We start from the raw sequence: 14,251 nt of genomic DNA, 5'->3' as shown, positions 1-14,251 counted from the left end.
CTCCATAGGCCGCAGCTGAGCGATGAAATTCCTCATTTGCTTCTGAGCCAAATTAGACATATTGACGAGCTGCTCGAGCACAGAATCCGCTCGTTCGCGATCAACCTGCTGCAGCTTTGGAAGCGATGAAGCGCACATATGGATAGCGAATAACTGCTGGCTTACCGTATCATGCAAATCCCTTGCCAAACGCTTGCGCTCCTCGAGCACTGCCGCTTCATTAGAAGCAGACTCCGTCATCACATATTCTTCGCCGCGAACTTGCAGCCATTTCATCTTTTCTTCCATCTGCTGAGCGAGCTCATTAAACTCACGATAAACCTCATTAAATGAATTATGTCCGCCCTCTGTAATCCGAACGCCGTAGTTGCCGTTTGATGCTTGCTTCAGCGATAAATGAAGCGTATCAATTCGGCGTCCAATGCGCTGTGCCGCCCAGTAACCGAACGCCACGCTGACAAGGAGGAAGACGGAGGCAGCCCCTAGGCGCACTTCCGTCTTATTGACTTCATCTAAGAGTCCATTCCACACCACCGCTCCAAGTATTAGAGACACGGTTGATGCGATGACAAACATTCCGATGAGCTCCCACTTTCCGCTCCTCAAAAACCGAACCATCATACTCGAATCACCCTACCTTTGTAACACGAACATCTCCGATAAACGTGCTGACGACCAGCTTAATTTTTTTGTTAGCTTCCTGATAAGTTGGCGATTGGATATTGATATTCGTAAACAATCCGCCTTCTTTCTGGCCAAGCACCTTCACATCGCCAATAAAGGCGCTTGATACAACCTGTACGCCTACTTCATAATCATTCGGAACGTATACCTTTACATCGCCAATAAATGATGATACATGAATTTTGGTTTCGCCCATGGATACTTGTGCCTTTGTTAAATCAAGCACGGTATCGCCGATGAAATGGGAAATATTAAGCGGCTTTAAATCCCAATAATCATGACCGATATGAATATCCCCAATAAACCCGGAGCGATTCTGCACATTGGAATCATTATGGTTCCACCATTCCACATGCTCCTTATGATTTCGTTTCCATTCTTTTTCATTTTTTTTGTATTCTGATTTATGGTGATTTTTCCATTCCTTATACTCTTTCTTGGTGGCAGAAAAATCATCATATGGTTTGTTTGATGCGCTTTCCTGCTTCTCTTCCTTAGTGTGCGTGTCCGCAGGCTGCTTCGTTGGATCAGGGTGAAGAGGCGGCGCTGGCGGAACAGACGCTTCATCTGTGTAAGGGCGGTATGATTTCCAATCATCTGTTGGCGGAGTTTGGCGTTTTGATCTTGGTCTCCAAATAATATTGATCCCGACTAAAATCACAACTATTGGCCAAATGTAAGGAATGATGTCGCCAATAGACCATGAGAACAAGTTTAAATTGCGTCCCAAAAATACACATCCGATTAATAGGACAATCGCGCCCCACCAGCTCGAACCCGAGCCGTACGTTCTGCTGGACAACAATCCGCGAATACCTACAATCATAACGATTACAGGCCAATAGGTAGAAAATAAATCTCCAATATCAAAGGTCACATGACCCGTTTGATTCAGTAAAAACAAGACGCCAACTGCAATGATGATTAACCCGGTGAATAACCGGTTTGCGAAGTTTCCGTTCATGCGGCACCAGCTCCTTACGATTCCATCGTCGTTTGATATTCTTAGTATAACGGACAACATGCAATAGAAAAAGGGACGACCGATTGAATTGTTAGTCAGTCTCTAGACTGAGCTTTTGTTGATTCTATCCATTTCAAACCTAACATGCGTCATGAAACGTAACGCAGAGCGTTGACATTGTTAACGTCTTCTATTTATAATGATGAACGGATTAAGAAAATAGAGACTGCTATGCATGAATATTAGGAATAGGAGATGAAGAAATGGACGTTATCGAACTGTCAAAAGGACTAGATACCATCTGGGTCGTTTTGACAGCAGCCATGATCTTGCTCATGGAGGGCGGTTTCGCATTGCTTGAAGCAGGGTTTGTCAGGCAAAAGAATGCCGTCAGCATCATCATGAAGGTTTTTGTCGACATCGCTTTCGGCGCACTCGTTTTTTACTTTTTTGGCTTCGCACTCATGTATGGGCAGGACGCAGGCGGAATAATCGGAACGACCGGCTTTCTCATCAACGGAGACCTGTCTCACATAAAACTAAATATTACGCACGAAACCTTTTGGTTATTCCAATGCGCATTCGTTATAGCCGTCATTTCAATCGTGTCGGGCGCAGTAGCGGAAAGAATAAATTTTAGAGCTTACATTTTACTCACTATTGCAATGACTGGCTTCATTTATCCGTTAGCCGGACACTGGGTATGGTCAAGCAGCGGCTTTCTTGGCAAGCTTGGCATGATCGATTTTGCAGGCTCTGCTGTCATTCATGCCTTAGGAGGTTTCTCCGCTCTCGCCGCAGCCATTTTCATTGGTCCGAGAATCGGTAAATTCAGTCCAGACGGCAAAGCCAATATCGTTCCGCCTTCCAACTTGCCGCTCGCTTCTGTAGGTGCATTCATTCTATGGTTTGGCTGGTTCGGGTTTAATGCAGGCAGCACACTTAGCGCTACAAACGGCTCAATCGGACATATTGCGATTACAACGATGCTCTCGGCAGCTGCTGGGGGCGCAACATGCATTCTGTTTACGATGTTCCGCTACAAGAAAGCAGATCCGCCAATGGTCATCAATGGCTCGCTCGCCGGCCTCGTAGGCATTACTGCTGGCTGCGCATTCGTATCTGACATCGCTGCAATTGGGATCGGCGCAGTATCCGGCATCGCGATGGTGCTGGTCACTGAATGGCTCGAACGCAGGCAGATCGACGATCCAGTCGGCGCCTTTGCCGTACACGGCGTCAGCGGCAGCATCGGAACAATTGCAGTTGGCTTATTCGCACTTCCCGAGCTAACCGAGGGCGTAGGCAAGGGCTACTACGGTTTATTTTATGGCGGAGGCTTCAACTTGCTCGGCGTTCAAGCATTGGGGCTCGTAATGGTTTCCCTATGGGGCTTCGCTTTAACTTGGGGCGCACTATGGCTGATCCGCAAAATTATGCCCGTCCGTGTCTCCAAGGATGAGGAGCTCATCGGCCTCGATGTTGGCATTCACGGCGTTCCCGCATACAGCCAGGAGCATGATTTCCTCGATTATGATCGCTTAAAAAACAGCAAATAAACATAAAGAACCGCCCATGCCGGAATGGCCTGGACGGTTCTTTGCTATTATTGCGAATGATCATTCCATTAATCGTTCATCTCATTGGCCAGCTCATAGGATACCGTTACAATATCGCTTGGAGCCGATACATTCTTGATAGAGCGAGCACTTTCGATTTCCAGACGGAGCGCACGAACCTTCTCCATCGGTTTTCTTACAAAATGAATATATTCAACGGCCAGATGATGATCAGGCTTCCTGCCAGTCAGCATTCTTCGAAGAGTAGACATCGATTGATACGCTCGGTCTTCCATCAGCCTTCTTTTCTCATAACGCTCAACCATCTGTTCAATTTCAGCTATTTCCTGCTCTTTCTTAGCAACGTAAGCATCAATAAAAGGTAAAACCTCGCCCGCTTTACGATGATGGGCAGCAATTACAAAGCCTGAATGAATGATCGGATCTGTCATGAGTATTCACCTGTCTTGTCATGTTATTATTTCTTACATATGTAATCATACAACAAACCGAGGTCATTTGAAAACTGTTTTTTATTAGATCAAAATAACGGTGTGATGAGCAGAGGATAAATAAAAAGAGGAACCGATATCGGTTCCCCATTGTTTCCTTCTCATGGCATAGCAAAAAAATATTACTTCTCAGCTTTTTGCTGAGCATTGTTTGCCGCTTGTTTGTTAGCAGCGTTATTTTGGTTAAACTCTTCTGCGAATTCTGCATTGTATTGATTGTTTTGGGCTTTGTTGTTTTTGTTTTTAGCCATTGTATTCACCTCCCCGTTTCATTGATAGTATGGCATTCTTGCTGCTTATTATACGACTCCTTTACGATTCTAAATAAGTCTGTGGAATAGGCTTTCCAGCCTCTATAGCCAAGTTGATTTTGTTCAGCCATGCCTGCGAAAGCTTGCCCGTTYCCATACGCAGCACCTCTACATGAACGGTACGCTTGCCCCACTGCTCGTACACCTGCTTGATCGTTTCAAAATACAAGTCGATGCGTTTTCCCTTAATCGCTGAACCCGTATCAGCCACCACGCCATAGCCATAGCCGGGTATATAGAGCAGCGTCCCAATGGGAAACAGCCTCGTATCCGCCGCAATCGTTGAGACTTGATCCCTGCGTACCTTTACGCCCGAATAGGTGATTCCGTATTGTGGATGCCCAGGCCGTTTACCGGTCGATTCTACGCCAGCTGTGTAGCCTGTAGCAACAACTTCAACCTTTTTCGGCTTCGTGCGCGCAGCTGCCTCTGACTTGCCGAGGTTGTCGCTTTTGCTTGCAACAGGGCTTTGCTCAGGTGCTGATGCATCAGCATGAACCGTATCGCCGCCCTTTGTATCTAAACCAATTACGATAACAGTTAGGAGCAGCAATGCCGTTAATCCTTTTTGAATATAAAAAAAGCTTGTAGCCATCTGGGTACTTCCTCCTCAGAAGAATAATGCCCCGATGGCTCAAGCTTTATGCGTTACTTATTATTGTTCTTTGTTTGCGATCTGCTTTTGCAGCTGCGAAATCAGCTCTGCAACTGGAATAGCGCCAAGATCGCCTTCACCGCGTTTCCTTACGGAGACGGCTTCAGCTTGCATTTCATTCTCGCCCACTACGAGCATGTAAGGCGCTTTCTCCAGCTGAGCCTCACGAATTTTGTAGCCCAGCTTCTCATTGCGCAAATCACTTTCTACACGAATGCCGTTTTCTTGCAGCTGCTCCGCAACTTTACGGGCATATTCCTCATAAGCAGTCGATACCGGAATAACCTTCGCCTGTACTGGCGACAACCACAATGGAAGCGCCCCAGCAAAGTTCTCAAGCAAGAAAGCTGTCATTCTTTCCATTGTGCTTATAATGCCGCGGTGGATAACGACCGGACGGTGCTTCTTGCCATCATCGCCGACATATTCAAGCTCGAAACGCTCAGGAAGCAAGAAATCAAGCTGTGCAGTCGACAACGTTTCTTCTTTGCCAAGCGCCGTTTTAATTTGAACGTCAAGCTTAGGACCGTAAAATGCAGCTTCGCCTTCAGCCTCGAAGAATGGAAGCTCCAGCTCCTCAACCACTTCACGCAGCATGCGCTGTGACATTTCCCACATCTCATCATTTTGGAAATACTTCTCTGTATCCTTAGGATCACGATAAGATAAGCGGAAACGATACTCTTTAATTCCGAAATCTTCATACACTTTGCGGATCAAGTTAACCACGCGTGCAAATTCTTCTTTGATTTGATCCGGACGGCAGAAGATATGCGCATCATTTAGCGTCATGGCACGTACACGGTGCAAGCCTGTAAGCGCGCCTGACATTTCATAGCGGTGCATTGTGCCAAGCTCAGCAATCCTAACAGGCAGGTCGCGGTAGCTGCGCATGTCGCTTTTGAACACCATCATATGGTGTGGACAGTTCATTGGACGAAGAACAAGCTCTTCGTTGTCCATAATCATTTTTGGGAACATATCCTCGCTGTAGTGCTCCCAGTGGCCGGAGGTTTTATAAAGCTCCACGTTCGCAAGCACCGGCGTATAAACATGCTCATAGCCTAGTCTTTCCTCAAGATCCACGATATAACGCTCCATTGTTCTGCGAAGCTTCGCGCCATTCGGCAGCCATAGCGGCAAGCCTTGGCCAACCTCACGTGAGAATGTAAACATTTTTAGCTCGCGTCCTAGTTTACGGTGATCGCGTTTTTTAGCTTCCTCGAGGAAGTGAAGATGCTCATCCAATTGTGCTTTCTTAGGGAAAGCTGTTCCGTAAATACGCTGCAGCATTTTGTTTTTGGAATCTCCGCGCCAGTAGGCACCAGCAACGCTAAGCAGTTTAAAAGCTTTAATACGGCCGGTAGATGGCAAATGCGGTCCACGGCATAGATCGAAGAACTCCCCTTGGTCATACATCGTAATAACCGAATCAGCAGGAAGATCACGAATAAGCTCCAGCTTCAAGTTATCATCAAGCTCAGTGAAAATCGCAAGCGCCTCGTCTCTGCTAACTACACGACGACGAATATCGATGTTTTGCTGAACGATTTTTTCCATTTCCTTCTCGATCTTTACAAGATCCTCAGGCGTCAACGATTGCTCCATATCAATATCATAGTAGAAGCCATCTTCGATTACCGGACCAATTCCAAGCTTAACATTAGCATTGCCGTATATCCGTTTGATCGCTTGTGCCAGCAAGTGAGCTGTACTATGGCGGTATACCTCAAGGCCGTCTGCCGAATCTACAGTAACGATTTCAATTGCAGCATTGTTCTCGATAGGTGTGTATACATCGACTACTTTGCCATCGATTTTTCCGGCAATCGCATTTTTACGCAAACCCGAGCTGATCGAGCCTGCTACTTCTTCGATAGTTGTGCCAGCCGCATATTCTCTTACCGCGCCATCTGGCAAAGTGATTTGAATTGTCATTTTGGTTCATCCTCCATTTTGTCCGTAAGCGAATTACGCTTCCATTCATCATTTCAAGCAAAAAAGAGCACAAAAAAAGCACGCATCCCTAAAAAAGGGACGAGTGCTTGTGTGCTCGTGGTTCCACCCTACTTCGACTGCTCTTTTTTCCTAACGCAGCAGTCCTCGTATTATCTGGTAACGGAGATTTCCGGTACAGCATACTGCTATAGCGCTCAGCTTCTTAAGAAACCTGCTATAGGTTGGGCCATACAGCTTCAAAGGGGTACGCCTGTGGACATTGTGGAAGGAAATTACAGCCAAGTTTCCTCTCTCTGGACCAAATATCATAAACAGACACATGTCTTTTTCATTGCCGATTACATCGTATATGTGTGTCATTATAGCTCGACTTACGCGTTTGGTCAAGGCTATAAGCTTCAAATAGACAGTAATTTCGTTAATTCGCCTATGGCTGAACGAGTTCATCAAGGCTGCTGCTGCAGGATGCGCATTGCGTGCAAAGCGTGACACGCTGGTCAAAAATCGTTTGAATCGTTCGAATCACTTGCATATCCTGCTGCCTCGTATGAATCGTAATATGCTTGGGAGATACAGCAATCAGCGAGCTGATTACCATGTCTTCAATGTTCATTTCCGTTTCAAGCATTTCGGCTACGATACGATCGGTTGGAGGGTTCGGATCAAGCGGTTGAAACTTTTCGTCATAGAGCATGAATTCATGACCGCCCTTATGCAGCAAATGCACCATAGGCAGCTTTGTATCTTGAAGAAAAACAAAATATTTTAACAGGGAAATAAACTCCTGATATTGTTTATCGAGCACATACTCATCTAATGCGTATTCCACAACTTCTGCTAGTTCTTTACGATAGGGCTCAAGCCTGAAGGTTGTAAACCCCTTTACATTAAGCTCCGTGTTATCCTGCAAAAAAAGCTCGACCTCTGCAGCCACTTTGCTTTTCCTTCTTAGACGATCCGCATCCAAAAATCTCGTACCAAGGCTATCCCATTCTTTCCCATGCAGCAAATCATGACAATACCGCTCAATAGCAGCTGTATCGGCCGAACTGTTGTGGCGATACTTTCTGCGAATAATAGCAGCAAGCATCCCCGGCTCCATCTCACTTACCACAAATTCAGCTATGGCTAGTGACGCCGCTTTATATACGATGTGACCATGCGTTTTTAACTGAAAATTTGGCAACAGCGCTAGACAGCTTATATTTTGATCCGATACCTGCTGAAACTCGATGACGGCTGTTTGCTCCGTTTTTGAGCCAATATGTAAATCGACGAGCGCTTGTTCCTTCAACAATTGAGTTAGTTTATTAACCGACTTTTGGAGACTTGCAGGTAACGATACCGTGAATAGCTCCATCAGCTCACCCCTTTCTTTCCTTATCAGTATATGGTGACGCGTTCGGGGATATACGATGAAGACATTGGAATGTAAGGGAAGCAAGCATACAAAAAAACGTTTGCCGAACTTCCCACTATGCAGCGAGAAGTTCAACAAACGTATTGATATCGGTCTAAAAAGCATTAATTTTGCATAACAAAATCGAGWTCTGCTTTATCGGATTCATTGTAAACCTTCAAAATATTATATTTTGTATCCCGTTGAGCCGGAATTTTGCCGCACTCGCGAATAAGCTGAAGAATAAGTTCAATGTTCACTTTATGTGTTGTTCCAGCTGCTGAAACGACATTTTCCTCAATCATGGTGCTTCCGAAGTCATTGCAGCCATAAGACAGTGATAACTTGCCCATTTCAGGCCCCATCGTTACCCAAGAGGATTGGAAATTCGGAATATTATCAAGCATGATTCGGCTAGCAGCAACAATACGCAAATATTCCTCTGGCTTTGCTTTCTCAAGCTTCAGGTTTGTATTGTCTGGCTGGAAAGGCCACGAAATAAACGCCAGGAAACCCGTCGAATCATATTTGTTCGCGATGCACTCATCCTGAGCATCACGGATGCGCAGCATATGTAATGCGCGCTCTTCAACGGTCTCGCCAAGGCCATAAACCATCGTTGCAGTCGTATTCATACCATGACGGTGTGCAGATTTCATCACATCCATCCAGTCCGTCCAAGAACCCTTCATGCGGCTGATCTTGCGGCGAGTGCGATCGTCCAAAATTTCTGCGCCRCCGCCAGGCAAAGAATCAAGTCCAGCATCATGCAGTTGTCTAATCACTTCATCGAGGGAGAGGCCATCTGATACAACCTTCATCTTCTGAATTTCCGCTGGAGAGAACGAATGCATCGTTATGCCTGGGAAATGCTGTTTAATTTTGCGAAGCAGATCCAAATAATACGTAAACGGCAAATCTGGATTCGTACCGCCCTGCATCAAAATTTCAGTTCCACCCACATCGATCGTTTCTTGAATTTTGCTCAAAATCGTATCGTCAGGCAGTACATAACCCTCTTTAGAGCCTGGAGCGCGATAAAATGCGCAAAAACGGCAATAAACATCACATACGTTCGTGTAGTTTACATTTCGACCAACAACAAAAGTCGTTATTGGATCTGGATGATGCTTGAGCATAATTTGATTAGCTACATGCCCCATCTTTTCAATCTGATCCGAAGCTAGTAATTCCATGCCTTCTTCGAGCGAAACACGCTCGCCGCGCAACGCTTTATCCAAAATATGGTCCAACGTTCCCATTCCGCAAGACCTCCTTATTCCCGTTCTATTTATGCTAACCATCACTTCATCCTAACATAGATCTCTAGTGCAAGTCACCCGCCGTATGATGGCATCTCGCCCTGAAATAAGGAAAAACACGGCATGTTCGTTAGAACATCCGTGCTTTCCTTTCTTTTAGTCCCATTTAGGCACGAAGCGCATTATCCAAATCTTCAATAAGATCCTCAATATCCTCTAGACCAACTGAGTAACGCACCAAGCCGTCCGTAATGCCGCGTGCATGACGCACTTCTCTTGGCATTGCTGCATGCGACATCATAGCTGGGTAAGAAAGAATGCTCTCTACTGCACCTAAGCTGACAGCTACTAAAGGAATTTGAACCTTGCTCAGCAAAGATTTGGCACGCTCTCCACTTCCAACATCGAAGGATACAACAGCTCCATACCCAAGCGACTGCTTCTCATGTATTGCCCGGCCGGGATGATTCTCTAAACCAGGATAATAAACCGCTGTTACTTCCTTATGCTCCGACAACCATTCAGCTAGTCTGCGAGCGCTTTGTTCGCTATATTCCATCCGAGCTTTCAATGTTTTCATGCCGCGCATCAACAGCCATGATTCTTGGGCGCTCAGAACCGTTCCCATTCCGTTTTGAAGCTGTTTCAAGCGTTTGCCTAATCCTTCATCTGCGGTAACTGCAAGCCCAGCCAGAACATCGCTGTGGCCGCCTAGAAACTTTGTCGCACTATGCAGGACAATATCGACGCCATGCTCGATTGGACGCTGATGATACGGAGTCATGAACGTATTATCAAGCAGTGTAAGCAGTCCATGCTCTTTGGCCCAAGCTGTCGTTTCTGCAATATCTGTGATTTTGAGCGTCGGGTTGGAAGGCGTCTCCATAAATACAGCTTTTGTATTTGGCTTAAGCGCCGCCTTAACCGCTTCAAAATCCGTCATATCAACAAAAGTAGACTCAATGCCCAGTCGATCCAAAATCGTCGTCAGCAAGCGGTAAGTTCCGCCGTAGACATCCTCTGTTACGATGACATGCTCACCTGCAGAAAGCAGCAAAAACGTGGTTGAGATTGCAGCCATGCCTGATGCAAAGGCGAAGCCGCGAGCACCGCCCTCAAGCAAAGCGATATAATCCTCTAGCGCTTGGCGTGTAGGATTGCCCGAACGGCTGTAATCATATTGAGGCGGATTGAAAATATCATGATGATGGAACGTTGAAGCTTGATAAATAGGTACGCTTGAAGCTCCTGTATGCTCGTCAATTTCTGCTCCGAAATGCAGGAGCTTCGTTGCAAACCGGCGATCTTGAGGTTGAATTTTGTCGTTGCCCATTAGTTGTTAACCTCCTCAATTTCGCGTTTGGCAGCTTCGAGTGCTTGCGCCAAGTCACTGATCAAATCATCTGCATGCTCAATTCCTACGGAGAAACGAAGCAGACGGTCGTCAACGCCTATCGCTTGACGAATTTCAAGCGGAATATCAGCATGCGTCTGAACCGCTGGGTAGGTCATCAAGGATTCAACTCCGCCCAAGCTCTCAGCAAATGCAATGAGCTTAATGTGACGAAGAATTGGCTCCACATAACGAGCGTCCTTTAATCGGAATGAGAAAATGCCAGTATTGCCGGATGACTGTTTGTTCTGAATTTCATGGCCAGGATGGTGAGGCAATGCCGGATAATAAACATCCTCAACGGCTGAATGCTCAAGCAAATAATTAGCAATTGCGGTAGCATTAAATTGGTGGCGCTCCATACGGAGCGCGAGCGTCTTCATGCCCCTCATTAGAAGCCATGAATCCTGAGGCCCGAGCACCGCTCCAATTGAATTGTGCAGGAAGGCCATCTCATCCGAGAGCTCCTTGCCTTTGGTTACAATAAGACCAGCAAGAACGTCATTGTGACCACCTAAATATTTTGTTGCGCTATGAATGATAATGTCAGCACCCAGTTCTATAGGACGTTGGAAGAAAGGCGTAAGCAGCGTATTGTCTACAATAGTAAGCAAGCCTTTTGATTTCGCCCACGCAGTTACTTTCTCAATATCCGTAATCATCATAAGCGGGTTAGTTGGCGTTTCGATAAGTACCGCTTTTGTGTTCGGCGTCCATAATGCCGCCATCGCATCGATATCGTTGGTATCCACATAAGATGCCGTCACACCAAATCTCGACATGATCCGCTCCAACAAGCGATAAGTACCGCCATATAGATCAAGAGATACGATCAAATGATCGCCCTGACTAAATAAGGCGAATATCGTTTGCAGCGCGGCCATGCCAGAGCTACAGGCAAATGCCGCATCGCCAGCTTCTAATTGTGCAGCCGCTTCTTCTAATACCGCTCTCGTTGGGCTTTTGGTACGCGCATAATCAAATCCTGTACTCTGTCCCAGCTTAGGATGACGAAATGCTGTTGATTGGTACACTGGAAAACTTACCGCTCCAGTTACAGGCTCTTTAACAGATCCAATCTGTGCTAAATGGCTCTCTATCTTCATCTTTATATAGCGCTCCCTTATTATATGGTTTTAAATGCCTCCACCCAAATCATACGGTGTTTGCTGGTAAACATAATAATTAAGCCAGTTCGAGAATAACAGGTTGGCATGCGCACGCCATGTTGACACCGGCGGGTTAGCTGGGTTATCACCTGGGAAATAATTTTTTGGTACATCTATTTGGTGCCCTTTGGCTTGATCGCGATCATATTCATATTTAAGTGAAGTTGGATCATATTCGGAGTGGCCTGTAACGAAAATTTGTCTGCCGTCTTTTGAAGCCACGATGTATACGCCCGAATCCGCTGATTCCGATAAAATATCGAGTGAATCAAGCTTCTCGATGTCTTCGCGGCGTACCTCTGTATGACGAGACTGCGGAACAAAAAACATTTCATCAAAGCCTCTCAGCAAATTAACATTTCGTTTTTCAATTGTGTGCGGGAACACACCAAACATTTTGCTGTCCAAGCTGTATTTGGGAACATTAAAGTGATGATAGAGCCCAGCTTGAGCAGCCCAACAAATATGGAAAGTTGAAGTTACGCGCCTTGCGCTCCAATCCATAATTTCTTTCAGCTCTTCCCAGTAGTTTACATCCTCGAAAGGCATATGCTCTACCGGCGCGCCTGTAATGATGAGGCCATCATAATATTCATCCGAAATTTCATCGAATGTTTTATAGAAGGATTCCAAATGATCGGCTGAGGTGTTTTTAGATGTATGTGTTCTTGGATGCAGCAGTACAACCTCAACTTGTAGCGGCGTATTGCCGATTAATCTAAGCAGCTGCGTTTCGGTTGTTTCCTTGGTAGGCATTAAGTTCAAAATCGCAATTCTGAGCGGCCTAATATCCTGATGGTAGGCGATGCTCTCATCCATGACGAAAATGTTCTCGTTGTTTAATACCTCTTTGGCTGGTAAATTGTCAGGCACTTTAATTGGCATAGGTATCACTCCTCTAGAAGCAGTATGACCGCTTGAACATGAAAAAGACCCTTTCTGCTGTGAGAAAAGGTCGTATGCTCAGTAAATAAGCCATCCGCCTCTCTCATCTCTCAGAAACATTAAAGTTTCCGCAAGAATTAGCACCGTGCGTTTTACACGCCGGTTGCCGGGCTTCATCGGGCTAGTCCCTCCGCCTGCTCTTGATAAGAAAGTAGTCTATTCAATTTTCCGCGGTTTCATTTCACCTTCACTTTAATGCATTCTGACAATTGCGTCAAGATCCTCTATTCATATCCTTGACATTTTAATGAAAAAAACGATTGTTTTTAGGCTTGAATGTAAAGCTGACGCGGGAGTATACTAGACAAGAATTATTTCATTTATTTGACTTATAAAGGGGTGCATATGGACATGGAAGGCGACCGACCGAAGCCTGAAAACGATCGAATACGGTTACTGCCGGCCAAGTCCGATTCAGCCGGCAGTTTCCTCTGAAGAAAGAAAGGAGTGACTCCGGATGAAAATCCGCCTTGTTAGCAATGGCATGTTCACCACTATTGAAGATATTAACGAAACACTTATTCCCTCGAAAGAAGGATTTTACTGGATTGACGCTGATGTGGAGGATCTTGCTATTTTACAGCCCCTATTCAGCATGCACGATCTGGCAGTTGAGGATTGCCTCAGTGAAGAGGAGCAGCGTCCAAAAATTGAAATTTACGAAAGCCATTATTTTATCGTAATCAACAGCATACGATTTGATGACGAAGAAATCTTCCTAAGGRCACTCAATATTTTCCTTGGCCGCCACTTCATAATTACGGTCACCAAGCAAAAAATTAACGAGCTTCGTTCTCTAAAGCCTGTGCTGTGGGAACAAGAGGTTAGCCGGCCCGATTATTTCTTGTATCATCTCGTCGACATTGTTGTCGATAATTATTTCCTCGTTGGCGATCGCATTGATACGCGCATCGAAGCGCTTGAAGAAGATATATTAATGCATACTAAGAAATCGCATTTGAACGAAATCATCGGTCTCCGCGGTGAAATATTGTGGCTGAGGAAAGTGCTCGGTCCACAACGCGACGTCATTGCAACGCTTAACAAAAAAGATCTGAAGCTCATTGACGATCAGCTGCAAAAATATTTCAGCGATATATACGAGAACGCCTTGAAAATTGCCGAGTCCTTCGATACGTACCGCGATCTCATGGGCAACTTACGCGAAGCTTATCAGTCCAGCGTATCCAACCGTGCTAATGAAATTATGCGCGTATTTACAGCAATTACGACTATATTCATGCCGCTGACCTTTATAACCGGCATCTATGGGATGAATTTCGATTTCATTCCAGGCCTTCACCTTCGCTTAGGATCATATATTTTACTTGGCATCATGCTGCTGCTTGGCATAAGCATGTTTTATATTTTCCGCAAAAAAGAATGGCTCTAGAGACCTGTGCCATATTCATTACAGAGCTGCACTCGTACGGGCAATT

At 45.6% G+C, this 14,251-nt stretch carries 13 protein-coding genes and 1 riboswitch; of the genes, 2 read left to right on the top strand and 11 right to left on the bottom strand.

Annotation, left to right across the window (positions count from 1 at the left end):
* A partial coding sequence (locus AB4Z17_RS15140) for a histidine kinase (RefSeq protein ID WP_441960595.1) occupies window positions 1–621 on the bottom strand: 621 nt, incomplete at its 3' end.
* Between the two features lie 7 nt (window positions 622–628).
* A complete protein-coding gene (liaF, locus tag AB4Z17_RS15135) occupies window positions 629–1,648 on the bottom strand; it encodes a cell wall-active antibiotics response protein LiaF (protein WP_441908267.1) in 1,020 nt (339 codons plus the stop codon).
* 263 nt (window positions 1,649–1,911) lie between these two features.
* Here liaF and AB4Z17_RS15130 point away from each other — a divergent pair, with 263 nt between their 5' ends.
* Window positions 1,912–3,207, top strand: a complete 1,296-nt coding sequence (locus AB4Z17_RS15130; RefSeq protein ID WP_441960593.1) for an ammonium transporter — start codon at window positions 1,912–1,914, stop codon at window positions 3,205–3,207.
* 68 nt (window positions 3,208–3,275) lie between these two features.
* Here the strand turns inward: AB4Z17_RS15130 and AB4Z17_RS15125 are convergent, their stop codons facing one another.
* The 9 genes from AB4Z17_RS15125 to metA form a co-directional block, all read right to left on the bottom strand.
* Entirely contained in the window at window positions 3,276–3,659 is a 384-nt protein-coding gene (locus AB4Z17_RS15125; protein ID WP_339204396.1) for a hypothetical protein, read from the bottom strand.
* Between the two features lie 182 nt (window positions 3,660–3,841).
* On the bottom strand, window positions 3,842–3,970 hold the full coding sequence (locus AB4Z17_RS15120) for a hypothetical protein (protein WP_256710855.1): 129 nt from the start codon (window positions 3,968–3,970) through the stop codon (window positions 3,842–3,844).
* Between the two features lie 61 nt (window positions 3,971–4,031).
* On the bottom strand, window positions 4,032–4,625 hold the full coding sequence (locus AB4Z17_RS15115; RefSeq protein WP_441960591.1) for a 3D domain-containing protein: 594 nt from the start codon (window positions 4,623–4,625) through the stop codon (window positions 4,032–4,034).
* Window positions 4,626–4,685: 60 nt separating this feature from the next.
* The gene (thrS, locus tag AB4Z17_RS15110; protein ID WP_076267592.1) at window positions 4,686–6,623 is read right to left on the bottom strand and encodes a threonine--tRNA ligase; all 1,938 of its coding nucleotides are present in this window, start codon (window positions 6,621–6,623) and stop codon (window positions 4,686–4,688) included.
* 448 nt (window positions 6,624–7,071) lie between these two features.
* Window positions 7,072–8,004 (bottom strand): sporulation protein YtxC, encoded by a 933-nt coding sequence (gene ytxC, locus AB4Z17_RS15105; RefSeq protein WP_441960589.1) that lies wholly within the window; start codon window positions 8,002–8,004, stop codon window positions 7,072–7,074.
* 164 nt (window positions 8,005–8,168) lie between these two features.
* Window positions 8,169–9,305: a cyclic dehypoxanthinyl futalosine synthase gene (gene mqnC, locus AB4Z17_RS15100; RefSeq protein ID WP_441960587.1), complete on the bottom strand. Its 1,137-nt coding sequence runs from the start codon at window positions 9,303–9,305 to the stop codon at window positions 8,169–8,171.
* Window positions 9,306–9,471: 166 nt separating this feature from the next.
* Window positions 9,472–10,638 (bottom strand): trans-sulfuration enzyme family protein, encoded by a 1,167-nt coding sequence (locus tag AB4Z17_RS15095; RefSeq protein ID WP_430060067.1) that lies wholly within the window; start codon window positions 10,636–10,638, stop codon window positions 9,472–9,474.
* Window positions 10,638–11,804, bottom strand: coding sequence for an aminotransferase class I/II-fold pyridoxal phosphate-dependent enzyme (locus AB4Z17_RS15090; protein WP_441960585.1), 1,167 nt, complete (start codon window positions 11,802–11,804; stop codon window positions 10,638–10,640). The genes AB4Z17_RS15095 and AB4Z17_RS15090 overlap by 1 nt, the downstream gene beginning before the upstream one ends.
* Window positions 11,805–11,834: 30 nt before the next feature.
* Complete coding sequence (gene metA / locus AB4Z17_RS15085; protein WP_441908273.1) at window positions 11,835–12,752, bottom strand: homoserine O-acetyltransferase MetA; 918 nt, start codon at window positions 12,750–12,752, stop codon at window positions 11,835–11,837.
* Between the two features lie 100 nt (window positions 12,753–12,852).
* Window positions 12,853–12,962, bottom strand: a riboswitch (SAM riboswitch).
* Between the two features lie 307 nt (window positions 12,963–13,269).
* Here metA and corA point away from each other — a divergent pair.
* Complete coding sequence (gene corA, locus AB4Z17_RS15080) at window positions 13,270–14,205, top strand: magnesium/cobalt transporter CorA (RefSeq protein WP_441960583.1); 936 nt, start codon at window positions 13,270–13,272, stop codon at window positions 14,203–14,205.
* Window positions 14,206–14,251 lie beyond the last annotated feature (46 nt).

This window comes from Paenibacillus sp. TAF43_2, assembly GCF_052113545.1.
GTDB lineage: Bacteria > Bacillota > Bacilli > Paenibacillales > Paenibacillaceae > Pristimantibacillus.
This window is presented reverse-complemented; position numbering and strand designations above follow the sequence as displayed.